This window comes from Psychrobacillus sp. NPDC093180 (assembly GCF_044754065.1).
Lineage (GTDB): Bacteria > Bacillota > Bacilli > Bacillales_A > Planococcaceae > Psychrobacillus.
This window is the reverse complement of sequence record NZ_JBIVOJ010000014.1, coordinates 14,576-41,096: the sequence shown is the minus strand read 5'-3', so window position 1 is coordinate 41,096 and position 26,521 is coordinate 14,576. Positions and strand designations below refer to the sequence as shown.

The window sequence follows — 26,521 nt, the reverse complement described above, 5'->3', positions numbered from 1 at the left end:
CAACTGGAAGTTTTTTAGAAAATTAACCTAGTTAGTTCTCTAATATTATTGCCATCTCACCCCAAGTTAACTTGTTTTAGGAAAATTGGTTGCTCTCAGGGAGCATTTGGTTGCTGTAAGATTGTAACTGGTTGCTCTTAACAGTCGTTTGATTGCTCTCAGACTACAACTGGTTGCTTTCGACAGCTGCTTGGTTGCCCTTAGCCACTTATTGGAAATACTTTTTTCTGCAACTACTTAATCGGAGTGGTCTAGTGCGGCGATGCGAGACTCCTGCGGAAAGTGAAGCGCCGCCGTGCTAAATCCAAGCAGTCACTTTCTTCAACTCACTATCATTCAGTTTCCCTTTACTGATCGACAAGCTCTAAAAAAGGTACCAGGCCATTGTTAATATAGCCTGGTACCTTTTCATTTATTAATTTATCTAATACTAGGTTGGAGCTCTTTTGGTAATGGATTTCGATACGCATTTTTTGTTTGCTTAGCTAGTTCTTCCTTCGCTTTTTCGATTAGCTCAGGATTTTCAAAAACCTCTACGGCACCAGCAGCAAGCACTTTACCTGCATACAATAGCCCTTTATGTGCCAAAGACGTTTTCCCTTGCGACACAAGTTGCCATGTATGTAATGGAGTTCCTGCTACAAAACATGTTGTAAAAAATTGAGCTGTTGGTACAATCCAACTAACATCTCCCACATCTGTAGAACCTTGCATTACTTCACGAGTTTTTGCATAAGGGATAACCTCATTGAAAAAAGGATATTGTGGAGTATAAAATTCGTCCGATAGTTGATAATTAGATAGTTTTTCTGCATCCAGAATAGCTGCATCTACTTCTTCTTGCGTAATAGTTTTAGCCATTTTTTGTGCATAACTCAATTCTTTATCATCATAGTTTGGCAAACCAAAATGTTCTAATTGATCTTGCAAAACAATATTTAACGTATCGTTTGGAATGTAATTAGAGCACGCCTTGTCAAAGCGAACAGTAACCTTTGTCTCCGTCATCAACGCTGCGCCTTCAGCAATTTTAATAACACGTTGATAAATATCCTCTACCTCACTAATATGTGGAGCTCTTATCAAATACAGCACTTCTGCATCTGATTGTACAACGTTTGGAGAAGAACCACCTGTATTCGTTACAGCATAATGGACTTTAGCTTCGGAAATAATATGTTCTCTTAAATAATTGACACCCACATTCATCAATTCGACTGCGTCTAACGCGCTTCGTCCAAGATGAGGTGAATTTGCAGCATGCGAAGCTTTCCCTTCAAAAGAGAAATAAACTTGATAATTCGCAAGCGATGAAAATGAGAAAACACCTGAGTATGAGTTTGGATGCCATGTAAGCGCAACATCAATATCGTTAAAGACACCCTCACGAACCATATAAGTTTTTCCCGATCCGCCTTCTTCACCCGGACACCCAAAATATTTAATAGAACCAGTTATTTTCTTTTCCTCTATCAGTTGCTTTAATGCAATAACTGCTGCAATTCCTGCAGTACCTAATAAGTTATGACCACAGCCATGCCCATTTCCATTTTCTTCAAGCGCTTCTCTTACATCTGAAGCTTCTTTTTGACTCAACCCTGAAAGTGCATCAAATTCTCCAAGAATCCCAATAACCGGTTTTTCTTGACCGAAAGTCGCAGTAAAAGCTGTTTCAATGCCCCCTACTCCGCGCTCTACAGAGAAACCATTATCTTCTAAATAATCACTTAACAGTTTAGCAGATTGATATTCTTGGAAACGAGTTTCAGGAGTATCCCATATTTGATCACTTAACTCCGTAATTTCCTTACTTTTTGCATCTATTAAAGAACCGATTATATCTTTCATATTGTCCATTTAAAGTTGCACACCTTCCTTTTGATAAACTTGTTCAATTGCACCTAGCCAAGTGTTCAAAGTTATTTGCAGGACCTTTTCGTCAATATCGAATTTTTCATGATGATGTCCAGCTGCCAACGTTGTGCCGAAAACTGCGTATGTTGCATGTCCTCCCTGCTTTTGCACTTGGTCCATCATATAAGTCGCATCCTCTGACCCAGCAGCAAATTTAGAACTTGGAATGATTTCCTCTAATCCTTGAACGCCTTCAGCGGCTTTAGTAACTAATTCTATTAATTGTTCAGAAGATGAACAGGTTTTAGCAGCCCCAACTATTTCATAAGAAAGCTCTGTTCCATACATTTTCGCCGCTCCCTCTAACACAGCTATCGCTTGTTCATGAACGTATGTGTGTACTTCGCTGTTCTCTCCACGTGTTTCGAGTTGTAAAGATGCATGTGCCGGCACTATATTACGTCCATCTCCCGCTATACAAGTTCCTACATTTATACGGGATGCACCCCCACTATGATTAGGAATCGCATGAATTCCTAAAATAGCGGAAGCGGCAGCAAGTAAAGCATTGCGCCCTTTCTCAGGCTCTGCTCCTGCGTGTGCAGCTTTTCCGACAAATTTTGCATTTATTTTAGTTGTCGCTAAAAATCCATTTGCCCCTGCAATTAATGTACCTAGCGGGGAACCTGCTCCTACATGCATACCCAAAAAGTAATCTACGCCATCTACTACGCCAGCTTCCACCATTGATTTTGCACCACGTACACCTTCTTCCGCGGGCTGAAAGATGATTTTAATCGTTCCCTCAATCTGGTCTGTATTATTTGCAAGCACAGTCGCTAAACCTAATCCAATTGCACAATGAGCATCATGACCACAAGCATGCATATTTCCTTCATACCTAGAACGGAACTCGTATTGCTGAGGAATATGGGATGCTTCTTTTGATTCTTCTATTTCTAATGCATCCATATCAAAACGGAATGCGATGGTTGGACCTGGTTTCTTCCCTTTAATCGTTCCAACTACTCCTGTATATCCTCCAACCATCTTTTTCATATATTCCGTGTAACCACCATTACTTGCAGCTTTTTCGTAACTAGCTTCTAATTGATCTGGAGCAGGTACACCCATCCGTTCTTCTGATACTACTTCTTTTCCTATTTCCACTTGAAAGCCTAATTGACTTAATTCGTATGCAATGATGGAGGCAGTACGAAATTCTGTCCAACCGATTTCAGGATACTGGTGGAAATCTCTTCTCCATTCCAACATTTGTTCAGGCAAACTTGAGTTAATCGCAAAAATACTCATCTTTTCCACTCCTTAGTCTATAGATACAATGAAACACCTGGTCCAATCGGAATTCCAAATAATGCGAATACTAACATTAAAATTGTCCATACAATGAGGAACGCTATAGTATACGGGATCATGAGTGACATAAGTGTACCTATGCCTGCTTTTTTATCATATACATGCATGAACGATAAAATAATCGCAAAATAAGGATTTAAAGGTGTCACCATATTGGTAGATGATTCACCGATACGATATGCCAACTGAATAAATGCTGGATGATAGCCCAGCACCATAAACAGTGGAACAAACACTGGACCAACCAATGACCACAACGCAGAACCACTAATAATAAATAAACTCAAGAATGCTGTTAATAAAACAAACAATACAATAACAAATACATTCGTCATATTTAGTGTAGTTAACAAATCTGCACTATGAACCGCCAACCAAATGGCAATATTACTCCAATTGAAGTAAGCTACAAACTGAGCAATCATAAAGATTAATACAATATATCCAGATAAACTTCCAATCGCTTCCGTCATCAATTTTGGAATATCAGCAGAAGACTGAATCTTTTTTGTACTAACACCATAAGTAATTCCAACTACTAAAAAGAATAAAAATAAAATTGGCACAATACCTGATAAAAACGGCGAGCGTAATATAGTGCCATCTTCATTCAAAAGCGGTGAGTTTGGAATGAGCATTCCAGCAACTATAACTGCTATGAAAACGATTGCAGAGATAAAGGAATTACGTAAGCCTCTTTTTTCTAACGGACTTATGTCTTTGGAGATAGATTGTTGCTCCCCTTTGTAGACGCCCAAACGCGGTTCGACATATTTCTCGGTAATCAAGGTACCTAGAGCAGCTAACACAAATGTAGAAACACTCATGAAAAACCAGTTATCAAGTGGAGTCACTATAACATCGGGATTAATCCCTTTCGAAATCTCAGTAGAAATTCCAGATAAAAGCGCATCTGTACCTGCAATTAATATATTCGCCGAAAATCCAATACCCGTACTCGCTAAACCAACTGCTAACCCAGCTATAGGATGTCTACCAACAGACAAGAAAACAAGTGCTGCTAAAGGAGGTATTACAACAAAAGCTGCATCTGAAGCAACATTTCCTAAAATACCGATAAAGAACACTGCAAATGTAATAATCTTTTTTGGTGTACTTAGAATTGCCCTTTTCATGAGCATTTCCAATAATCCGACTTTTTCAGCTAAACCAATACCTAGCATGATTGTTAAAACTAAACCTAGAGGAGCAAAGCCCGTAAAGTTTTTGAGTGTATCAGATAATATAAACTGAATACCTTCCGCTGATATAATGCTTTTAACCGCAACCATCTCTTGTGTATTCGGATGGACAACCGCTGCCTTAAACAAACTTAAAATCCATGATAGAATGACGAGAAGAACAGTTAAGTAGAAAAACAAGATAAATGGATGTGGAAGCTTGTTGCCTACTTTCTCAACAAACGACAAAAACTTTGAAAATCTATTTTCCTCGTTCTTTTCAGCCTTAGTAAATACTTGTTGCAATAAAATCACCCCTTTTTTGATTAAAAGACCCCTTTGTGATATGTCTTTAAATAACAGAGTAAACGAATACAAAAAAATTATCAATATATTTTTAGAAAAAGGAGAAAAGTATAAAAATGCCAAGAATTCGTATTTTCACTACAAAAAATTCATTAAAGTGGGTAAAGAATGTAGAATTACTAAGCATTGAACCATGTAATTTTGAGTTTACTGTTTATGATTCATTAGCCCATTTACAAGAAATATTTTTAGAAAAAATTCAACAAGTAGATGGTATATTGTTTAGTGGACAGATTCCTTATTTTTTTATTCAACAACATTTTCCGAATGTACCCGTCCCAATGTTGCATTTCGACATCACTCAAGCAGACTTTTACAGAGCTCTTTCCGAATATATTTATAAGCATAAAGATTTCCAAATGAAAAGATGTTTAGTAGATTTTTTATATGAAGAAAACAATTATTTAGGTGTGTATGAATGGGCTGAAAAAGATGATACCCCGTATCTCTTTGATCTTAGTATGCAAGCATACGCAGATATGGATGTATATAATAAGTTGCGGGATTATCATATAGAGATGTGGAAACAAAACAAAGTAGATGTGAGTATGACACGACTAGGTAATTTACCTGAAATGTTAGAGCCGTATGGTATCAAGCCCATATTAGTTGTTCCCTCTGAACAAAGTATGAACAAGATAATTGAGGCGTTATTAAAAGAAATACAGCTCCTTCAATTGATTGAAAACCAAGTAGTTATTGGTCACTTGGAAATGGCTATTAATCGTGATAATATGACAGATTTAGAATATCGACAAATGTCATTACATAAGGCAATTCTTGATTTTAGTAAGAACAACCAAATGTCTTTTATTATCCATCGAAATGTTTTTTATTATGAAATTATTACTAACTATAGTGATTTCAAACTAATCACAAACGAGATGCAAAATTGTCAATTAGCATCATTTTTAACACAGGAATTAAAATTTCCTGTACACATCGGTTGGGGAATTGGCAACTCCATTCAAGAAGCGCAACTTAACGCAGAAAAAGCCTCACAAATCTGTGCAACTTCAGAAACTCAGTCCTATATTTTGTCCAAGGAGGAAACATTGATCGGCCCACTAGGCGACAAAGATTGGATAAGAGTAGATACGCAATATGATTTGGGAATAGAAAAATTAAGTGTAAAACTAAACACCTCTCCCTTACAAATACAAAAAATTATTGCCGTAATGGATAAATTACAATCTAACATGATCGCGTCAGAAGACTTAAGCATCCATCTTGGAATTACAACAAGAGCTGCAAATCGCATATTAAAAAAACTAGAGGAACATGGAGCTGCCACTGTATCTACTCAACTACAGAAAAAGTTGCGAGGACGTCCGAAAAAGGTGTATGAAATACATTTTGACAGACTATAGAGAGTGAATCAAAATTGGCATTTAAAGACCGTTTGATAGTAGTATCAAACGGTCAAATCTATTCTTAAACTATCATACAAACTCTACCATAAATACGTTATTAAACTACTTTTGCAGTACGGTAGTTCGTCGAAGTACTTTGTGCCTTAATATATCTATTAAAATTTTCCCTATTCAAATACAACATCCCTAGACTTTCTAGATTCCTTAAAATTAACCTATAAAAACTTTTGCATAAATTGAACAATTTTCGTATTCATTTTAATATGATTTTCAATCTTCTCTGTTTGATGCCCTTCATCCTCGAAAATAAAAAGCTCTACTTGCTTTCCCTGTTCCTTTAAATCTGCCGTTAGTTGTTCTGCTTCACTAACAGGCACCCGTGTATCATTTCTTCCGTGGAAAATGAGCAATGGTACTTTTATTTTATCGGTATGATTCAATGGAGCGATTTCTTCAAAGAATTCCCCATCCTCTTTTAATGATCCATATTCAAACTCACGTAATTTTCTACGCCAAGACCCCGTATTTTGCAAGAATGACTTAAAGTGTGATATACCCACAATATCCACCCCTGCAGCCCAAATATCTGCATAATGTGTAAGAGCTGCCAACACCATAAATCCGCCGTAGCTACGCCCCATAATACCTATTCGTTTAGGGTCAGCTCCATGTGTATGTACTAAATCCTCAGCAAGCCATTTTAAATCAGCCACAGAATCCATTCGCTTTCTTACATCATCTAATTTCACGTACGTTCGTCCATATCCCATACTACCACGCACATTCGGCGCTGCTACCGCAAAGCCATTAGCCGCAAGATATTGAATGACAGGGTTATACTCGGCACGTATTTGACTCTCAGGTCCTCCATGAACATACACAACCACCGGCTGAATATTCTTCTTTTTGCCATATAAAAAGTATGATACTTCCAGTCCATCAAATGAAGTGAATGTGCAAAGCTCTGGTTCTTGCCACAAATGTTCTACATCTTTTTCTTCACCCATGAATGTGATACGTTCTACTTGGTTATTTTCTAGAGAAATCTTCCAAATATCCCCTGGGATAATAGGGCTTTTTAGTCCTAGACATATTTCATTATCGTTAAGCCAAGTTAGGGAATCAATTACACCGATCGGTAACCCATCTATGTAACGATGAATTTGCTTTGTTAAATCATAGACTCCTAACCGAGAGTATCCGCCCTCATTTATTGTAAAAGCTAGTAAAGAATTATCGGGTGACAACTTAATTTCTTCAATATCCCATTTATCTATTGTTAGAAGTTGTTGCAATTCGTAAGTTCCTTTAAAGGTAAATTGATGGATACCTAGAGTGTTCTGATTAACATCCGTTAGAAGAAATCCCTTCTCTCCATTTTTACTTAGTTGAAGCGATTGATACCTAGCTAAACTATTACTTTCAAAGAGTTTAAAGAGCTTTTTCTTTTCTAAGTTTAATATATAGTAGGATTGATCAATATTAGTATCCGGCATACTTAGGATTAATTGCTCTCCGTCCTTTGTCCAACCAATTGGCGTACAATTTCCATCAATCTGATAAACAACTTTCTCTGTTTTTGTCTCCAAATCCATGATAAATACATCGAAGTAGCCTGGATGACGACGATTACTTGTAAAGGCAATCTTGCTTTCATCAGGCGACCAGCCACCAAACTCATGAAAATGTTCTTTTGATATCACAAGTTCCTTTGCATTCAAGCTACTTTCATGCAATATGTACAATTGCTGTTTTTCATTTCCTTTTTCATCCATTCCTATAATAGTTTGTTTTCCAGATGGAGAATGATGAACGGAGAGAACTCTGTCAGGTAAGTGGGAGTACTGTTGGATTTTTGTTGTTACCGCATCCCACTTCCAAACTTGAGGAATCCCTGTTTTCTTTGATATAAATGTAAGAGCTTGTTGATTTGGTAGAACTTGAGGATGGTATGCTCCTCGGACATTTAAGTATTTATATAAGTCTTGATTTAAAGATGTCATTTTTTCAGTCTCCTCCTCAGAAATAGAAGCTATAACGAATAATATATTTTTTCTAATAGAAAAACATTAATCCAATAACACATACGGAAATAGAGGATACAGATAGACTCGACATGGTGAAAAACAGTACCTTGGCTAGCTTTTGTTTAAATTGATTTAAATTTTCATCATTAGCGAGTTCTTTGTTTGCACGTTCAAGTGATCTAGACTTACTCATAGGTAGCAAAAAATGCTCCAATGATTGAAATCCACTTGTAAATAAATTAAAAAATTTTGTTTTCCAAATAACCACACAAACTGATATTATTGTAGCAGTTAAACCATACAAAAATGTGTAATTTATCCATTCTATTAGACTCAAATTCAATACCACTTTTAAACCTATCCAAATTATAGCTATAATACTAGAAAGTAAAATAAATCTTGCCATTCTGTCACCTCTTAACAATTTAGACCAATTTTTCCTATAAGAAAAAAGATAAAGTCCCTCTAATACCAAGTCTTCTTAGAAAAGCTTAAACTCTTTTCGGCAAAATGCTTGCGGAGGAACTTTATCAATCTACAACACTTCATTAAGAAAAAAAGTTATTATTTCGTTTTTTCTGCCCACTTTAAGTTAGGGTAACGATTCACGTAATACACGATGTCTTCAAAATCAGGATTAGCCAAGTAATTAAATTTATAGAAATTCACCGGCATAAATGGCATATCTGTCATTAAGATTTCCTCAGCTTGATGCAAGAGATCATAACGTTTATTTACATCTTGCTCTACTTTTGATTGAGCCATGATAGAATCATATTCTTCATTGACCCATCCTGTACGGTTATTCGGACTGTCCCCTAAGTAGTAATCAAGATTAACGACTGGATCTAAGAAAATCCCAATCCAGCCCATACGAGCCATTTGGAAGTTTCCTTGTTTTGTTGTTTCCAAATAGGTACCCCACTCTTGGTTACTTAATTTAAGATTCACACCTAAGTTTTTACTAATCATTTCCTGTACTGCTTCTGCAATTTTCTTATGATTCTCAGATGTGTTATACATCAATGTTACTTCTGGTAGCTCACTCCAACCTTCTTCAGCCATACCTTCTGCCAAAAGTTTTTTTGCTTCCTCAATGTTTTCTTCAAAATAGTCTCCGCCGACTTTACGGAAATCTCCTTCCGGTGTATCAGCACCTTCAGGAACCATTGCATATGCTGGTGTTTCTCCACCTAATGTTACATTGTCCGTTAAGGATTGACGATCAATTGACATTGCAAAGGCTTTACGAACTTTGGCATTTGTAAATGGTTCTTTTTCAACATTGAACATATACATATATGTTCCATAATAAGGAACTTCAAGATATTCTTCGTTTTCCCTTTCAGTTGTAAGTACATCACTCGGTAATGTGCTGATTAAATCAAGTTCACCTGTTTTAAACATTTGATAATAAGTGGTAGATTCATTTACTAGCTTGAAAGTCACTTTATCTAATTTCACAACATCTTTATCATAGTATTCATTGTTCTTTTCAAGAACAACATTACTTTCATGCTTCCACTCTGTCATCTTATAAGGTCCATTACTAACATATGTGTTTGCTTCTGCAGCCCATTCTGTATTATCTTCAACTAGCTTTTGTTGAACTGGATAGAATGTCCATAATGTAAGTAGGCTATCGAAGTAAGCCAGTGGTGAATTCAGTTGTACCTCTAGTGTAGTATCATTAACAGCTGTTACCCCAACATTTTCTGCTGTACCGTTACCTTTGTTATATTCTTCAGCACCTTTTATATAATACAGGTAAAATGAAAACGCACTTCCAGTTTCCGGATTTAATACTCTTTTCCATGCATATTCGAAATCACCCGCAGTTACTTGGGAGCCATCTGACCATTTTGCATCATCACGTAGTGTAAAAGTATAAGTCGCTCCATCGTCTGACACCTTTACATCTTTTGCCACGCCTAAAACGGGTTTCCCTTCCTTATCACGTGTATACAATCCTTCAAAGATATGATCTAGTACCCAACCAGAAGTTGTATCCGTTGCCTTAGCAGGATCAATTGCAGGTGGTTCAGTCATCGCATTTACCACGATTTCTTGCTTGATATCTCCTTTGTTATTTTCCTTGTCCGAGGATTCACCATCTGTCCCCCCTCCATAACACCCTGCCAAAACGGTGGATGTTGCTAGCATTATTCCCAAAGATAATAACCACTTTTTCATTTGATTTTCCCCCTACTTTTTTAATTTAATATAAATGACAAGCTGTCCAATGCTCGTCCTCAATCTCTTTCCATTGCGGCTCTTCCAATGCGCATATTTCCATAGCATGTGGGCATCTTGTTCGGAAACGACAACCACTTGGAGGATTAGTAGGACTCGGTGGATCACCAGCAAGTACAATCCGATCTTTTTGAACAGCTCGTGGATTTGTTTTCGGTATAGCGGATAATAATGCCTGTGTATAAGGGTGTAATGGGTTTGTGAATATATCATCACTTTTACTTAACTCCATCATCTTACCTAAATACATCACACCAATTCGGTCACTAATATGTTTTACCATCCCTAAATCATGAGCTATAAATAGATAGGTCAAACCCTCAGATAGCTTTAAGTCTTCCAACAAGTTAATAACCTGTGCTTGAATAGAGACATCAAGTGCTGAAATAGGCTCATCCGCAACAATAAATTTGGGTTCGACTGCCAAAGCTCGAGCTATCCCGATTCGTTGCCGTTGTCCTCCACTGAATTCATGAGGGAAGCGTTTAGCGTGTGCTGGGCTAAGGCCGACCCGCTCTAATAATTCATAAATTCGATTTGTTCGTTCTTTTCCACTAAACAGCTTATATGCATCCATTCCTTCAGCGATAATGTCTCCTACACGCATTCGTGGGTTAAGAGATGCATGAGGATCCTGGAAAATAATTTGCATTTCTTTATTCACTTTTCTTTTTATTTCTTTATTTAACTGCGTAATATTTTGACCATTATAAATAATATTCCCTTCAGAAGGACCATGAAGTCCTACGAGTGTTTTCCCCAAAGTAGACTTGCCACTTCCACTTTCTCCTACAAGACCAAAAGTCTCTCCTTTTCGTATGTAGAAAGAGATATCATCCACTGATTTTACAGTTACATCTTTTTTTATTTGAAAATATTTTTTTAATGATTGGATTTCTACCAAGTTTCCAGTCATTTTGCCCCACTCCCAACTGCAACTGCTTCATCAATTTTAATAGCGACAGGTATATCAACTTTAGGTGCACGAGAATCATTTAGCCAACATCTTGCAGAATGCCCCTTATTAATTTGGTAATCACTAGGCATTTCTTCTATGCATATATCCATTGCATACTTACACCGTGGAGCAAATGGGCAGCCTTTTGGAGGTGCAAATAAATCAGGTGGAGAGCCTTCTATCGGTATTAACTTTTTCTTCTCGGTTCCTTCAATATCTGGAATGGAGTTCAATAACCCCCATGTATAAGGATGTTTGGGATTTTCGAACAAATCGAAAACGGAGGCGCTTTCGACCATGACCCCTCCATACATTACCATTACACGTTGAGCAGTTTCCGCAACGACGCCTAAATCATGAGTAATGAGTATAATGGACGTTTGCGTGTCCTTTTGTACATCCTTCATTAACTCCAATACTTGTGCTTGAATGGTTACATCCAATGCCGTGGTTGGTTCATCAGCAATAAGTAATTCCGGGTTACAGGCGAGAGCAATCGCAATCATTACTCGTTGTCTCATTCCTCCACTGAACTCGTGTGGGTATTGGTTATAACGTTCCTCAGGATTTGGTATCCCAACTTGTCTTATCATATCAATTGCTTTTATTTTTGCCTCTTGTTTTGATAGTTTTTGATGATTAATAAGTCCTTCCGCGATTTGTTTACCAACAATCATGGTGGGATTTAAGGAAGTCATCGGATCCTGAAATATCATACCGATTTTTGACCCTTTGACTTTCCGCATTTCCCTTTTTGATGCTCTCAGTAGTTCTTTTCCTTGAAATTTAATACTTCCTCCCTTAATAATGCCTGGTGGCGTAGGAATTAGACCCATAATAGATTGGACAGTAACACTTTTTCCACTACCACTTTCACCAACAATGGCAACTACCTCTCCTTTTTCCACATGAAAGGAAACATCTCGAACCGCTTTTACTTCTCCGCCATATGTTTTAAAATTAATTTCTAAATTATTTACTTCTAATAAGTGATTCATTGTTTTATACCTCCTACTTACGAGCTCTTGGATCAAGGGCATCTTGTATTCCATCACCAAAGGCGTTGAATGCAAACATAGTCAATGCGATCATAAATCCAGGGAAAAACAATCTCCACCAATGCCCACTTAATATAACTCCTAGCGAATCATTAGCCATTGTTCCCCAGCTTGCAAATGGAGCTTGGACACCCAGGCCTAGGAAGCTTAGAAAGGCCTCAGCAAAAATGGCTGTGGGAATTGTAAACGTTAAATTAATAATGATAATTCCCATTGTATTTGGTAATAGATGACGTGTAATGATTTTGAAATGGGAAGTACCTAGTTTTTCTGCCGCTAAAACGTATTCCTGGGATTTTAATTGTAAAATTTGCCCCCTTATAATTCTTGCCATTCCTACCCATCCGGTAATAGATAAAGCTATGATAATAGATGTAATACCAGGCTCCATGATCACCATTAATAGAATCACAACGAGCAAATACGGAATTCCATATAGAATTTCTACAATTCTCATTAATACACTGTCAACACGATCCCCTGTTTTTCCCCTTCCAGCCATATAACCAGAAACGCCACCAATCACTACCCCTAGAAAAAGGTCAATTACGGCTGCTACAAATCCAATAGTCAAGGATACCCTTGCACCTTCCCATGTACGAGTCCACATATCACGACCTAAGTTATCTGTTCCAAACCAATGCTCACCTGACGGCGACTGATTTGTGTTAGCCAGATTTTGTTGCGAGCCACTGTGGGGAACCATCATTGGTCCAAAAAGGGCTAACAAGATAATTATGACTAAAAGAAAGAGCCCTATTAAAGCTAATTTATTTTTAAGGATACTTAGAAAGGTTTCCTTCCAAACCCCTAAACTTGGTCGTTGAATTTCATTTTCTTGTATCTTTGTTGGATCTACTGGACGAAACAAAGAATCGCTCAATACTTTTTCCATCTACTAATCCCCCTCGCTTGTCAGCTTAATTCTCGGATCAATAAAACGGTAGGAGATATCGATTAAAAATAGAGTGACAACTAAGATTGTACTGAAAAACACGGTTGTGCCCATGATAACTGGATAATCACGATTAAATATGCTATCAACGAAGTACTTCCCGATACCTGGAATCGCAAATATTTTTTCGATAACAAAGGTACCTGTAATTAATGATACAAATAAAGGACCTATGAATGATACAACAGGCAAAATAGCATTCCGAACTCCATGATTAAGCACAATTTTAACGGTAGATAATCCCTTTGCATCAGCCGTTTTAATATAGTTTTGGTTCATTACCTCCAACATGCTAGAACGCATGTATCGAGCTATAACCGCTAATGGCGTAGTTGCAAGTGCCAAAGTGGGTAATACAGAATGCTGCCAACTTCCCCACGAAGCTACAGGGAGTAAACCCCACTTTACTGCAAAGAAGTTGATAAGTAATGGAGATAAAATAAAACTAGGTACCGATATACCGATGATGGCAAAAATCATAGATGCATTATCGAGGAATCGATTATGATTTAAAGCCGCAATAATCCCCAGTAATAATCCAAATACAAGGGCTACAATGATTGCTTGCATCCCAAGAGTTGCTGAGGCAGAAAATCCAGACATAATAATATCATTAACAGTTCTAGTTTCTGACTTAATGGATGGTCCCAAATCCAGCATTACTAAATTCTTCAAGTACAGGATGTATTGCACAGGAACTGGTTCGTCTAAGTTATACTTAGCTCTCATATTTTCTACTACCTCTTCAGGCAGTACATCTGCATCAGATGCAAATGGATCTCCCGGGATTATCTTCATGATTAAAAAAGTCAATGAAGCAATCACCCAGATTGTAAGAAGCATTGTGATAAATCTTTTCACAATATACATACCTATCTACACCCCCGTTCTTATTGCTCAAGCTAATTATGTATTGACATGGCCTAAAACCCCATTAGTTGCTGCCATAGCTATAATTACACAACCCCACATATGTTTATAAGCGGTAATAATGTCGTCACTTGTAAAACGAATTTTCTTTGGCCCAATTAATTCCACACTTGGAATGGTCGTTGTCATTTTCGCTTGTTGTGAACCTTTAAATTCTATTTCAAATGTAATAGGTCCTGATAATGTAACCGGCTTCTGGCTAGCAGCTTTTCTTACAGCCTCTTCGGCTTTTTGACGAATGAGTTTTCTCGCTATTTCAGGATGTATCAGCTCCGCAGCAAAGCGGTCTACAGCCCGTTTGGTAATAGCTGATTCTACATAAGGTAAGGTTTCTAGCACTTCATTGACATATGCGTCATCGCCGCTTATAAACAAAGGTGGAACACCAAATGCTCCTGCTACATAAGTGTTCATCTCCGTTTCACCGACTACATGACCATTGATTTTCATTTCATTCACGCAAATCCCTGCAAGAGTGTGGCTAATGACTGCTACATCAGAACCTCCTTCACGACCATGATGTCCGACAAAAAGAATACCATTAAACGAATCATCCAAACCTTCCAGTTGGCACATCACTCTATTGTTACCTGATACCAGTCTTGCTCTAGTATCCAAGTCTTCTATTAATATGTTAGACATATTACCGTGACCATCTGCTACCACTATTTCTGTAGCTCCTCCATTAACAGCACCTTCAATTGCTGCATTTACATCTGCCGTCATCATCTTACGAAAACGTTGGTATTCAGAAGGAGTTTTCAATTGTTGATTAGTTGCTACTCCCGAAATTCCTTCCATATCAGCTGAAATAAAAATTTTCATTTGTATCTACTCCTTTGTATAGTTCTATAAAAAAGCAAAAGCTTCATTATCTATAAATCTAAAAATACTGACTACTTTAAATATATTTTGACTTAAAAATTATACTCAAACGTATTTTTATACACCTCAAGCTGAATAATGGTATTGGTTTCAGTTATCCATTCGATTTTATTGACTTCTTGAAGAATTTCTGTGATTCTTTCTTGATCCTTTACCGATACCTGAAAAAGAATTGGATATTCCCCTGATACGAGGGTTATGAACCTAATTTCTCTAATTTCCTTTAATTTTTCAATTACCTTCGAGAATGATTTTGCTTTCACCTTCACTTGAATAATGGCTCCTGCCTTCAGTCCTACCGCTACAGGATTTACTACACCAACTACTTCAAAGATTTTTTTGTCTATTAAACTCTTGTAGCGTAATCGAATTGTTTTTTCAGTCACTTGCAGACGTATCGATAGTTCAGTAAATGATAAGCGTCCATCATTTGAAAGATGCTTAATAATTCCTCGATCTAATTCATCCAGATCATATTTCAACTAGAACCTACTCCTTTCAAATTATTAATTTTACTGAAATCCGGAATATTATTGTTATTTTTGCCGATTTACAATATTCAGAAAAAAATGTATTATCTGAATAGGGAATGTTAGAGCCTATTCTATATTAACTATTTTCATAAATCAATCTTTTTTAAAAATAACGGGGGTTTTAAAATGAATGCAATTACTAATGCAACAATATGGGACGGTCGGGGTAATATTCTAGAGAATCATGTAATTTTCATTAAAAATGGGATCTTTGAAAGCATTGAACCGAAAGCAGATATTCCTGAAGAATATACTGTTACAGACGCACAAGGAAAATTTATAACACCTGGTTTAATAGATGTACATACACATCTTGGAGTTTCTGAAGAGGGGGTAGGAAACGAAGGGGCTGATTTCAATGAAGTTAGCCATCCAGTAACACCACAAGTACGCGCTTTAGATGGGATTAATCCTATGGAAATGGGATTTACAGATGCACGTAAAGCTGGTGTTACAACCGTTCAAGTCATGCCTGGAAGTGCAAATGTCATTGGAGGAGAAATGGTCGTATTAAAAACAGCTGGCATTATCGTCGATGAGATGATTATTAAATCACCTTCTGGAATGAAGGCGGCGACTGGGGAAAATCCTAAAAGATTTCATGGAGTTAAAGGAAAGATGCCGGTTACTAGGATGGGAGTTGCCGCCTTAATACGTGAGAAACTAATAGAGACCCAAAATTATTTATACAGCGAGAAAAAAGAAAGAAAGCTAGATTTGGAAAATATGGCAAAGGTTCTAAAAAAAGAAATTCCATTACGCGTTCATGCACATAGAGCAGATGATATTATAACAGTTCTCCGTATTAAACGAGAATTTGATATCGATGTGACTATTGAGCATTGTACTGATGGTCATCATATTGCTGATTATATTGCAAAACATGATGTCCGAGTTTCTGTCGGTCCCACCATGTCTACACGATCAAAAGTGGAGTTAAAAGATAAAGGCTGGTCCACAATAAAAGCTCTTATAGATGCCGGAGTTCCTTGTTCAATTACCACAGATCATCCTGTAGTTGGTATTGAATATTTAGTAACGAGTGCAGTACACGCAATTAAAAATGGGATATCCGAACAACAAGCCTTGCAAGCAATTACATTAAATGCTGCCAAACATTTAGGAGTTGAAGATCGTGTCGGCTCGATTGCCCCAAACAAAGATGCAGATTTAGTTATCTGGAGTGGTAACCCCTTCAATATTACGAGTAAAGTTGAGAAAGTGTTTATCAATGGAGAAATTGTTAATTGAACATAATAACGCTACTTTCTTAATATTGGAGATTAATGTGTTTAATAAATCTCTAAAAATATCTTTTTGATAGATTAAACTTCTCCGCCTCTTCACTAAAGTAGAGAGGCGGACATTTTATCCGGATATCCTAGATCGTTCATTTTTTGTTATAAACTAATTTCATCTATTTTATATTTAATACTTAAAATCGGGATACCAGTTAACTTTTCCACTAAAATTATCCTGACCTTTATTAATCAGTATTGAAACTTAACCCTTACTGCTGCGCTAATTGTGATTTGGCCCTCTTCAATTGGAGTCGTAAAATTTTGTTCGACCATGGCGACTGATTTAAATGCAACAGGTTGATTTTGACTTTCTTCTACAATTTCTATTGGATGTGGATGTAAAGGTAATTGCATCGTTTCTGCTATCGTTTTTGCTTTTGTTTGTGCATCTTGGAGTGCTAGACGAAGTGCCTGCTGATAATATGGGGACGTATCATCAATTCTAAACTGAACAGATGAAACGCGATTTGCACCATTTTGTACGGCAGTATCGATAACAGTACCAACTTGAGCTGTGTCTGTTACTTTTACGGTAATCGCATTTCTTACTTCATACCCGCGAAACACTTGCCTTCCATCTACAAAGTCATAATTCGGAACTATGTTATAAGTAGAAGTTTGGATATTCTCTCTAGGTATCCCTAATGCTAAAATAGACTGAATGACCTGGTTCATCAAGTTCGCGTTTTCTTGTTGGACTCTACTTAAATCTTCCCCCTCTGTACTCACCTCTAGCTGGAGTTGTACATAGTTCGGTTGTGCATCAACTTTTCCATTTCCCGTCACTGTTATAACTCGCAGTGGAGGATATTGAACGTTTGAAAAATACATACCATCGCCCCTTTCATACTGTTCCTCCTAATTATTCTATGCGCGCTATTTCAGAAACATAATACCCCTTGATTGAAGCAAAGAAACTCCGCTTGAGTTTCGAACAATTCGGACTTATACTACAATTAATATAAACAGTTACATCGGAAGAATATTCTAAAGTGGACTTTCAACTGAGGGGAGCGTGACGAGGTGTTTCCTTTTAAGAAAAGAAAAACAGTGACTATGCATAATAGTACGTTGTATTTCACTTATTCCGCAGAATCATCTACGGAAGAAGATATGAATGAGATGTCCTCTCTGCTACGCACATTATGTAAAGCATCCAAAAGCGATATTGTCTTTCTATGCATTGGATCTGATCGTTCGACCGGAGATTCATACGGGCCATTTGTTGGAACTATGTTAAAAGAACAAAACTTCCCCTTCCATGTTTTTGGAACAATTGCAGAACCGGTACATGCACTCAATTTGAAAACTGTACTAGAAGAAATTCATCTCCAATTCAAAAACCCTATTATTTTCGGCGTGGATGCCTGTTTAGGAGATGGTCACCAAATTGGTTCTATTATATTAAAGGACGGTCCACTCACTCCAGGATATGCGATCAATAATATGCTACCAGCTGTGGGTAACTATCATTTAAAAGGAATTGTAAATTATTTAGACCCTGATTCCCCTATAAAATCATTAAATAGCACGAGACTAGATACTGTAATGAGTCTCGCAAAAACGACCTCCACCATTCTATTAAGATCAATCTAAAAAGACGACGAATCCTAGATTCATCGTCTTTTTGTATTATCCAATTGTAATAACACCTATCACTAATGCCGCAATTGTCATTACCACAACCGTTCCAAAAGCCCATTTCAATGCAAATCGCTGCAAATCACCAAATTCCGTTTCAACTAAGCCAATTAATAAATGTGCTGCTGCAACTAAAGGACTTAGTACGTGAACTGGTTGACCTAGTAACGATGCACGTCCTATTTCTACTGCACTAACACCGTATGCTTCAGCAGCTTGCGAAATAATCGGCAATACACCAAAATAGAATGCATTATTCGACATGAAGAAAGTAAATGGAGCACTAAGAAATGCCACGATTACTGTCAAATATGGTCCTAGTGCATCAGGAATAATCGCAACTAATGTATTTGCCATCGCATCAATCATTTCTGTACCACTCATAATCCCCGTGAAAATACCTGCTGCGATAACAATAGATACTACGGCTAATGCATTTTTAGAATGCACCGCAATACGTTCCTGTTGTAGTTTAATATCTGGATAGTTTACAAGCAATGCAATACCAAAGGCAATCATAAACAAGATAGCAAGCGACATGAAGTCAAGAATTAGACAAACCATTAGTAAAATCGTTAATCCTAGGTTGAACCAAACAAGTTTTGGTCGTTTATAATGAGCTACTTCAGCTGTTGCAGCTAGCTCTGGCTTTGTATCGAACTGACTACCCCCGGATTTTTGGATCGGTTCTAGTTCAATAACTCCAACTCTTTTTCGTTCCATTTTTCCTAACATAAAAGCCGCTACAATAACCCAAACAAGTCCGATTCCCATTACTGGAATCATCGGGATGAACAATTCCGAAGAATCTAGCCCTAATGAAGCCATAGCCATTGCGGATGCTCCACCCCATGGCGTCATATTCATAACTCCCATAGATAACATCGCTACTGTCGCTAAAACTAAACGATTCATACCGAGTCGCTTATAGAGTGGCAACAAGGAAGATACCGTGATGATGTAAGTAGTTGTCCCATCTCCATCCAACGCTACCATCATAGAAAGTACTGCAGTCCCTATTACAATCTTTAATGGATCACCTTTTACTAATTGCAATATTTTAGCGATTAAAGGATCAAATAGACCGGTATCGATCATTATTCCAAAATATAAAATAGCAAATAAAATCATAATAGCCGTCATAGCCACTTTTTCTACGCCAGCTGCCATCATCGGTCCTAAATCCGTCAAGAATCCACCGATAATTCCGAAAATTATAGGCACAATCATAATTGCAACTAATGCCGACAGTCGCTTCGACATGATTAAATACATAAATACTGCGACCATTGAAAAACCTAATAGTGATAACATTTATTAACCCCCTCATTACTTTGAAAACGTGCTCGCTTTCACTTAACATCCCCAATGAATGAATTAAATGATAGCGCTTTCTTCACCTTTTTCTTATTTTTCTAATCTTATCAGCTATAAAAAATTTAAAATACAAAAAAATAATAATGGTTATTTTTTTTATTGTTATAATTATTTTCATATTTTTCACCAATTTATTTCACACAAAAAAATCCCTATTGAGAAGTGTATATCACAATTCATCAATAGGGATTTTATTTGGATAACAGTTTATATTTTCTTTCGGGTCTTCCAACACTTCCGTATAAAACTTCTACTTCCATTTCCTCTAGTGAAACTAAATACTCCAAATACCGACGCATAGTTGAATAACTTATTCCAACTACTCGACTAAATTCGTCTGCGCTTAAACTCTCATTAATATGCATAATCTTACTTCTAACCAGTTTTAACGTGTGTTTATCAATTCCTTTTGGATAAGTTACTTGACTAGTGCTAGGCATCGACTTTATTTTATTGTTCGACCGGAATAAATCGTCTATGTTTTCCTGATTAACTAGTGGATTTTGATGTAATTGCTCCCGCACTTCGTCATATTGCTTTAGTGCGGCAATAAACTTATCGATGATGATAGGTTTTATGAGATAACCAAACGCACCACCGCGTATTGCTTCGCTGACAGTTTTAGTATCATTCGCCGCAGTGATCATAATGACATCTATACCAAGATACTGCTTCCGAATTTCTCTAAGTAATTCAATTCCATTCATATCAGGTAAAAAAACATCCAACAAGAGAAGCTGAGGCTGTATTGCTTTTAATAGCTGTAACGTTTGGCTTCCAGAACTTGCCGTAGCTATGACATTAAAATGATCGAGTTGATTGGTAAACTGTTTATAAATATTCACTGCATCTTCATCATCTTCTACAATAATGACATTTATCGTCTCTTTAGACATATTTCCTTTTATCCCTCCTTTTCTATCCTACTGTTTTGTGGAATAACAATTGTAAATCTTGCACCGCCTAATTCACTTGTATCGATGTAAATCTGACCGTTCAATAATCCAATGGAATTTTTCACAATAGCCAATCCTAGACCATGGTTTTCTCCACCTTTAGTTGTGTATCCTTCTTGAAAAATAATATCTTCCATCATTGTAGGAATACCTGGACCATTATCTTCAATATCAAATATGATTTCTTTACCCAAATCGGTAAATGATACTTTGACTAAACCTTTATGCTCGTTCTTTTTTCTTGTTGCTTCCATTGCATTTTCTATAATATTACCGATTATTGGGACAAAATGATTCGATTCCGCATTATCTAAGACGCTATCTAATCGACTATCAGGATCGATTTCTAAAGTGACTTGTAATTCTTTTGAACGATTTATTTTGCCAAGCAAGCAAGCCGCGATTAATGGATCTTTTACAGACTCCACAAGGAAAGAAACAATATTTTGTCGTTCACTCACTTCCGAAGATACGATACTAATTGCACGATCATATTCTTCCAAAGTGAGCAACCCATAGATGGTATTTAATTTGTTGAGAAACTCATGATTTTGGGCTCTCATATTTTCAGAGAAGGTTTTTATCTTCGAAAATTCTTCCGTCAATTGTTCAATTTCTGATACTGTTCGTATTGTTAAAACAATCCCCATCATATCTTGCTCACTTAATATTGGCGAAGCATCGAGCACATAAAGTTGTTGATTAAGCAACAGCTTTCTGTTTGTAAAACTTTCTTTTGTTTTGATTGCTTCATTTATATAGTTCTCTAGCTGATTATCTGCAATAATCGAACCAGCAATAAGCTGCTGATCATTAAATAATTCGCGTGCACGCCTATTCATTGATGTAATTTTCTTCTCGATGTTCACAGTGATTGTGGCATCGCGAATAGATTCAAGCGTTGCTTCTTTTTCTGTAAAAAGAAAGGAGATTTCCGCTGGTTCTAATCCATATGTCAGTTTTTTTAGCCTTCTCGCTATTAATATTGCACCGCCTATTCCTATTAGAAGTGGAATAATAGCTAGTTGAATCACATGTTTTTTATAATTGAGTACTTGTTGTTCTATGCTATTCACTAAAAATCCGACGGAGGAGACTCCGATCACTTCTCCTTTATCGTTCCAAATAGGGGTTTTTGCTTTTATGGCTGGACCTGATATCCCGTTACCTCGGTAAATGATAGATTTATGCTCCTGAAGAGGTGCTTCATTACTCGTGAGTGTTGGTTTCCCTATATTTTCGGGATTAGGATGCGAATAACGTATCCCCTGATCATTCGCAACAGTTACATAATCTGCTCCAGTTGTTTTTCGTATTGTTTCAGAAATCAATTGAATGCGCTCAGATGGATCTTCGTCTTCAAATGCTTCAATAATTGTAGGATGTTGTGCAGTTAGTTGTGCGACAGTCATCGCTTGTTTTCCCATATTGTTTTCTACAATATCATCGAGCATCGTAGAAAAGAGTATGCTTACTAACAATGTGCTGATTAACACAACAACTATTATAAGTAATGTCATTTGTGTCAATAACGTCACTCGCGATTTTTTCATTGAAACACCCATAACTCACTTCACGCCTTCAGTATTATTAGTATATATAGTGTTATAGCCTATCCAGTTATTATATAGTTTGTCGGTTGTTTCTTCAATGAGCGGAAGAGTAACACTGTTTCTAACAAAATCAGTAGGAGTAATAAAGGATATTTCGCATTATAGGGAAACTGTGCAGTTAAAGTTTTATAAAGGTGACCGCTATGTTTTTCGCTGCAGTCGTACGGGCGGGCGATGAGGCTTAGGGCGTCGTTGGACTGGCTCATTAGCCCACTAGAGGAACAAGGGTAAATTCTTTTTTATTTGTAATTGACTTGCTAAAAAAAAATCAGCAACAGTTTTCCGACTGTACATTTCCAATAAGTGGATAAGAGCAACAGATTGTTCATTGAAAGCAATCAAATCTACCTGAAAAGCAACTAATTCTTAAAATAGCAAGTTTACTTGAAGTGAGACACCGATAATTACCGCGCAGTTCCCCTATTAGTGTGAAGTATCTAGCTACACTATTACCCAATTTATGGTTAAGAGCAACCAATCAGTTTTTGGAAGCAATCAATTTTATTCGGAAAGCAACTAAAACCGCATAAGAGCAACCAATTTATCAGTGAAAGAAACCAATTTGCTACTGGCAGCAACCATTGCTGATTATCAATCAGTTTCTCTATAAAGTGGCATACTTTATACGGTGGAAAAAAAGTTATCCAGAAAACTATCTTCTTAAACACAAAAAAAGACGAGTGCTAGGCCCCATCTTTTCCAACTATCTTAATCTAAAATTTTCACTTTAACGGTTTTCTTGCCCCAATTGACCGCTTCTTCTTTTGATGGGATGAAAATATCTATTTTATTTCCTTTAATCGACCCACCAGTATCTCCAGCAATTGCTTCCCCATAGCCTTCTACCCAAACTTTTGAACCTAGTGGAATAACGGAAGGATCTACTGATATAACTTTTTGGTTAGGATTTGCAAGTAGGTCAATCCCTGTAGCTGTTACTCCTGAGCATCCTTCACAACTTGCTGTATAAGCTGTAGAAGTGACTGTAAGCTCTTTCGTTGCCGTTTCCACTGGAGCTGTCGCTTTAGCTACAGTAGGCTCTGCAGTTTTAACTGTCTCATTAGATACATTTGCACTTGTTAAAGAAGCAGCGCTTACTTTCGGTACAATCTTTTTAGTACCTTCAATTACTAATTCATCTCCAGGATGGATCATATCGCTAGTTAGTTGATTACGATCCATTAACTCATCCACCGAGATATTATGTTGTTTGGCAATATTGAAAAGAGAATCTCCCAAAACAACGACATGCGTTTCAGGTTTATCTTCAATTTTTAACTCTTGAGCTGGATAAATTACAGTTGATTCGAGTCCATTCCATACCTGTAAGTCTTGTACAGTTACATCTCTCTCTTTTGAAATAGACCAAAGTGTTTCTCCTTTTTCTACCGTATGAACGCTTGATGCGGATGCTTGTCCCGCTGCCCCTACTGATAGTGCTGCGATTGCGGTTAGTGCAACAATTTGTTTTTTCATAAAATGAATTTCCTCCTTTTCACTAACGACACTTAGTTTAACATTTGAAGATGTCAATACGATTGCAAAATGATGAGAAGGAGATTTCAATTATATGACAAGGTTTAGTGCACTAACTAAAAAACCTCCTCATCGACCATTAAATATGGGACGATAAGGAGGTTCTATACTCATTCTACTCACATAGTCAGCTCGTTAACAAAATGAAATTACCATACTACTCGTTGGCGTCGTCTATATACTTTATTTTCTTTGTAGTTTTTTTCCTCCTTTCCTATACCTAAATAATGTTCACGAACCTCTTCATTGGACAATAGATAGTCCGCCTTTCCTTGCATGACGACTCTACCGTTCTCCATAATATATCCATAATCGGCAATGGACAGGGCAACATTGGCATTCTGCTCCACAACTAGCATGGAAGTTCCCTCTTCTTGATTGATGCGCTTGATGATTTGAAAAATTTCTTTCACAAGAAGCGGCGCAATCCCCAAGGAAGGTTCATCCAGCAATAATAGTTTGGGTTTTGCCATAATCCCCCTCCCAATAGCAAGCATTTGTTGCTCTCCACCGGATAAGTACCCTGCTTTTCTTGAGCGTAAAGACTTTAGTTTAGGAAAATAGACAAATATTTTCTCTATATCTGCTTTAATATTAGTTCGATCCTTACGTGAATAGGCCCCCGCCAATAAATTTTCTTCGACTGTTAAATCTCTAAATACATGTCTCCCTTCCATACAAAGAAATATGCCATTCTTTACAATTACATCAGGTGTCATATTGTTCAGACTTTTCCCTTGAAACTCGATTGTACCAGCTGTGATTTGTCCCCCTTCGCCAGACAGTAGACCAGAAATTGACTTTAAGGTTGTCGACTTACCTGCTCCATTGCTACCTAACAATGCAACAATCTTTCCCTCTGGTACGTGAAGCGACATCCCCTTTAAGGCTAATATGATTTTCGAATAGACCGCTTCGACATTATTTACATGGAGCATCTTATTCTCCTCTCCACAAATTCAGTTATTTGTAAGCATTTATTAATCGTTGTGGCTGAAATAATCTGTTAACGGCTCCCATTTACCACCTTTCACAATACCAAGGCGTGTCTGTTCAGTGCCTGTATGGCTATCTGCACTAAAGCTAACAGGAGCTCCTAAACCACCAAGATCTAAATCCTTTAAAGATTCCAGTCCTGAACGAATTTCTTCCCCAGTTAAATCTCCTTCCGGATGTTTTTTAGCTGCTTCTTGAATTCCCGCTACTAGGATTTTTGCAGTTGTCCACCCTTGAATGAATTTTTGGTTTATATCTTCGAACGTCTTTCCTTCTGCATCTAAATACTCTTTTATTTCAGCCATTCCTGGAAGATCCTCTGACGGCATTGCATGAGAAAGAATTCCTATATAGCCTTCTGCAACGTCAGCACCAACAATGTCAATTACCCCTTCACCAGATGCCCAGTTCAAACCGATAAATTGTGTCTCGATTCCAAGCGTATTAGCATCTCTTAAAATAGTCGCTGTTGCCCCCCATGTTTCTTGAATAATTGCATAATCAGGATTTTTCTTTTGCATATTCAACAATTGAGATTGCGCTTCTGTAGCTTGTACATCGACGATTTGCTCATCTACGATTTTTACACCTATTTCTTCACCGTATGCTTTAATATCTTCAATCGGTGAACGTCCAAATGCAGTATCATTGTATAAAAGTGCGACTGTTGGATCAGAACCTTTATGATTATCTTTGATCCATTTCAAAACAGAGCGCCCTTGGTCTGAGTAAGATGCAGCAGCCAAGAAATTATACGGACTTTCCTCGAGACTCTTTAAGTTTTCTGAGTAGGAAGCAGAAAAGAATGGAAGTTTATCACTAGCCACTTGTTGACGCAAAGCTTCCGTGTCACCAGTCCCCCAACCAAGTACAGCGGAAACCTCTTCCTTATCACGAAGTTCCTGATAAATCTTTTGTGCTTGAGGAATTTCATACGCATAGTCTTTCCCCGTTAACTCAATAGTTAGGCCATCAACTCCACCTTTGCTTTTTAAATACTTGAAATAGGCTTGTTCTCCTTCTGCATAAGGAGTCCCTACATCACCAGTTCCCCCAGTAATATCATAAAGCCCACCAATTTTAACCGTTCTACCTCCTTCTTTTACCTCTCCGTTTACCGCTACTTTTTCATCCGAACATGCACCAAGCAATAAAACGAATATTATCCCCATTATCAAACTCGTAAACTTACTTTTTCTCATTTTCACAAATATCCCCCTTTTTTATCAAATTCGCCTCGGCGTATTTGCGCCCAGATTTTCTCGAGCTTGCTCGAGAAATTCCTCTAAAAATCTGTGGCATCCGCCGGAGGCTTTAACTTTATTCAGCAGTTATTATTTGCTGAATGAAG

22 protein-coding genes are annotated in these 26,521 nt (G+C 37.3%); 3 read left to right on the top strand and 19 right to left on the bottom strand.

Translation table 11 applies throughout. The features are described 5' to 3' along the window. Positions 1 to 420 precede the first annotated feature (420 nt). Genes ACIP9W_RS18655 through ACIP9W_RS18645 form a run of 3 tightly spaced genes read right to left on the bottom strand, consistent with a single transcriptional unit; the run spans position 421 to position 4,718 of the window. Positions 421 to 1,857 carry a M20 family metallopeptidase gene (locus ACIP9W_RS18655; RefSeq protein WP_400792500.1) on the bottom strand — a complete coding sequence of 479 codons (1,437 nt, stop codon included), beginning with the start codon at positions 1,855 to 1,857 and terminating at the stop codon, positions 421 to 423. Continuing rightward, a complete protein-coding gene (locus ACIP9W_RS18650; protein WP_400792497.1) occupies positions 1,858 to 3,168 on the bottom strand; it encodes an amidohydrolase in 1,311 nt (436 codons plus the stop codon). 17 nt (positions 3,169 to 3,185) lie between these two features. After that, on the bottom strand, positions 3,186 to 4,718 hold the full coding sequence (locus tag ACIP9W_RS18645; RefSeq protein WP_400792494.1) for an AbgT family transporter: 1,533 nt from the start codon (positions 4,716 to 4,718) through the stop codon (positions 3,186 to 3,188). Between the two features lie 116 nt (positions 4,719 to 4,834). On the opposite strand from ACIP9W_RS18645, the gene ACIP9W_RS18640 reads away from it, so the two are divergent. After that, a complete protein-coding gene (locus ACIP9W_RS18640) occupies positions 4,835 to 6,148 on the top strand; it encodes a helix-turn-helix domain-containing protein (protein WP_400792491.1) in 1,314 nt (437 codons plus the stop codon). Between the two features lie 218 nt (positions 6,149 to 6,366). Here the strand turns inward: ACIP9W_RS18640 and ACIP9W_RS18635 are convergent, their stop codons facing one another. The 9 genes from ACIP9W_RS18635 to ACIP9W_RS18595 form a co-directional block, all read right to left on the bottom strand. Next, complete coding sequence (locus ACIP9W_RS18635) at positions 6,367 to 8,154, bottom strand: S9 family peptidase (RefSeq protein WP_400792489.1); 1,788 nt, start codon at positions 8,152 to 8,154, stop codon at positions 6,367 to 6,369. Positions 8,155 to 8,206: 52 nt separating this feature from the next. Next, positions 8,207 to 8,584 (bottom strand): DUF3899 domain-containing protein, encoded by a 378-nt coding sequence (locus tag ACIP9W_RS18630; RefSeq protein ID WP_400792486.1) that lies wholly within the window; start codon positions 8,582 to 8,584, stop codon positions 8,207 to 8,209. A gap of 158 nt (positions 8,585 to 8,742) precedes the next feature. After that, a complete protein-coding gene (locus ACIP9W_RS18625; RefSeq protein ID WP_400792483.1) occupies positions 8,743 to 10,371 on the bottom strand; it encodes a peptide ABC transporter substrate-binding protein in 1,629 nt (542 codons plus the stop codon). Positions 10,372 to 10,396: 25 nt separating this feature from the next. After that, positions 10,397 to 11,347, bottom strand: a complete 951-nt coding sequence (locus ACIP9W_RS18620; protein ID WP_400792480.1) for an ABC transporter ATP-binding protein — start codon at positions 11,345 to 11,347, stop codon at positions 10,397 to 10,399. Then, positions 11,344 to 12,387, bottom strand: a complete 1,044-nt coding sequence (locus tag ACIP9W_RS18615; protein ID WP_400792477.1) for an ABC transporter ATP-binding protein — start codon at positions 12,385 to 12,387, stop codon at positions 11,344 to 11,346. Before ACIP9W_RS18615 ends, ACIP9W_RS18620 begins: the two co-directional genes overlap by 4 nt. 13 nt (positions 12,388 to 12,400) lie before the next feature. Next, positions 12,401 to 13,342 (bottom strand): ABC transporter permease, encoded by a 942-nt coding sequence (locus tag ACIP9W_RS18610; protein WP_400792474.1) that lies wholly within the window; start codon positions 13,340 to 13,342, stop codon positions 12,401 to 12,403. A 3-nt stretch (positions 13,343 to 13,345) separates the two neighbouring features. Continuing rightward, complete coding sequence (locus ACIP9W_RS18605; protein ID WP_400792471.1) at positions 13,346 to 14,272, bottom strand: ABC transporter permease; 927 nt, start codon at positions 14,270 to 14,272, stop codon at positions 13,346 to 13,348. A 36-nt stretch (positions 14,273 to 14,308) separates the two neighbouring features. Further along, a complete protein-coding gene (locus ACIP9W_RS18600; RefSeq protein ID WP_400792468.1) occupies positions 14,309 to 15,157 on the bottom strand; it encodes a M55 family metallopeptidase in 849 nt (282 codons plus the stop codon). Between the two features lie 92 nt (positions 15,158 to 15,249). Continuing rightward, a complete protein-coding gene (locus ACIP9W_RS18595; protein WP_400792465.1) occupies positions 15,250 to 15,699 on the bottom strand; it encodes an Lrp/AsnC family transcriptional regulator in 450 nt (149 codons plus the stop codon). 177 nt (positions 15,700 to 15,876) lie between these two features. On the opposite strand from ACIP9W_RS18595, the gene ACIP9W_RS18590 reads away from it, so the two are divergent. After that, positions 15,877 to 17,001: an amidohydrolase gene (locus tag ACIP9W_RS18590; protein WP_400792462.1), complete on the top strand. Its 1,125-nt coding sequence runs from the start codon at positions 15,877 to 15,879 to the stop codon at positions 16,999 to 17,001. A gap of 239 nt (positions 17,002 to 17,240) precedes the next feature. Here the strand turns inward: ACIP9W_RS18590 and ACIP9W_RS18585 are convergent, their stop codons facing one another. Then, positions 17,241 to 17,882 carry an SIMPL domain-containing protein gene (locus tag ACIP9W_RS18585; RefSeq protein ID WP_400792459.1) on the bottom strand — a complete coding sequence of 214 codons (642 nt, stop codon included), beginning with the start codon at positions 17,880 to 17,882 and terminating at the stop codon, positions 17,241 to 17,243. 192 nt (positions 17,883 to 18,074) lie between these two features. Between ACIP9W_RS18585 and yyaC the strand changes: the two genes are divergently transcribed. Continuing rightward, a complete protein-coding gene (gene yyaC / locus ACIP9W_RS18580; RefSeq protein ID WP_400792457.1) occupies positions 18,075 to 18,647 on the top strand; it encodes a spore protease YyaC in 573 nt (190 codons plus the stop codon). A 36-nt stretch (positions 18,648 to 18,683) separates the two neighbouring features. Here yyaC and ACIP9W_RS18575 read toward each other — a convergent pair whose 3' ends face one another. The 6 genes from ACIP9W_RS18575 to ACIP9W_RS18550 all read right to left on the bottom strand — a co-directional run bounded on the left by ACIP9W_RS18575 (position 18,684) and on the right by ACIP9W_RS18550 (position 26,378). After that, positions 18,684 to 20,006 carry a CitMHS family transporter gene (locus tag ACIP9W_RS18575; protein ID WP_400792454.1) on the bottom strand — a complete coding sequence of 441 codons (1,323 nt, stop codon included), beginning with the start codon at positions 20,004 to 20,006 and terminating at the stop codon, positions 18,684 to 18,686. A gap of 254 nt (positions 20,007 to 20,260) precedes the next feature. Continuing rightward, complete coding sequence (locus ACIP9W_RS18570) at positions 20,261 to 20,965, bottom strand: response regulator (RefSeq protein WP_400792451.1); 705 nt, start codon at positions 20,963 to 20,965, stop codon at positions 20,261 to 20,263. Between the two features lie 8 nt (positions 20,966 to 20,973). Continuing rightward, complete coding sequence (locus ACIP9W_RS18565) at positions 20,974 to 22,578, bottom strand: ATP-binding protein (RefSeq protein WP_400792448.1); 1,605 nt, start codon at positions 22,576 to 22,578, stop codon at positions 20,974 to 20,976. A 768-nt stretch (positions 22,579 to 23,346) separates the two neighbouring features. Beyond that, a complete protein-coding gene (locus ACIP9W_RS18560) occupies positions 23,347 to 24,114 on the bottom strand; it encodes a LysM peptidoglycan-binding and 3D domain-containing protein (protein ID WP_400792445.1) in 768 nt (255 codons plus the stop codon). Between the two features lie 209 nt (positions 24,115 to 24,323). Then, positions 24,324 to 25,112 (bottom strand): ABC transporter ATP-binding protein, encoded by a 789-nt coding sequence (locus ACIP9W_RS18555; protein WP_400792442.1) that lies wholly within the window; start codon positions 25,110 to 25,112, stop codon positions 24,324 to 24,326. A gap of 42 nt (positions 25,113 to 25,154) precedes the next feature. Further along, positions 25,155 to 26,378 (bottom strand): ABC transporter substrate-binding protein, encoded by a 1,224-nt coding sequence (locus ACIP9W_RS18550; RefSeq protein ID WP_400792439.1) that lies wholly within the window; start codon positions 26,376 to 26,378, stop codon positions 25,155 to 25,157. Positions 26,379 to 26,521: the final 143 nt, after the last annotated feature.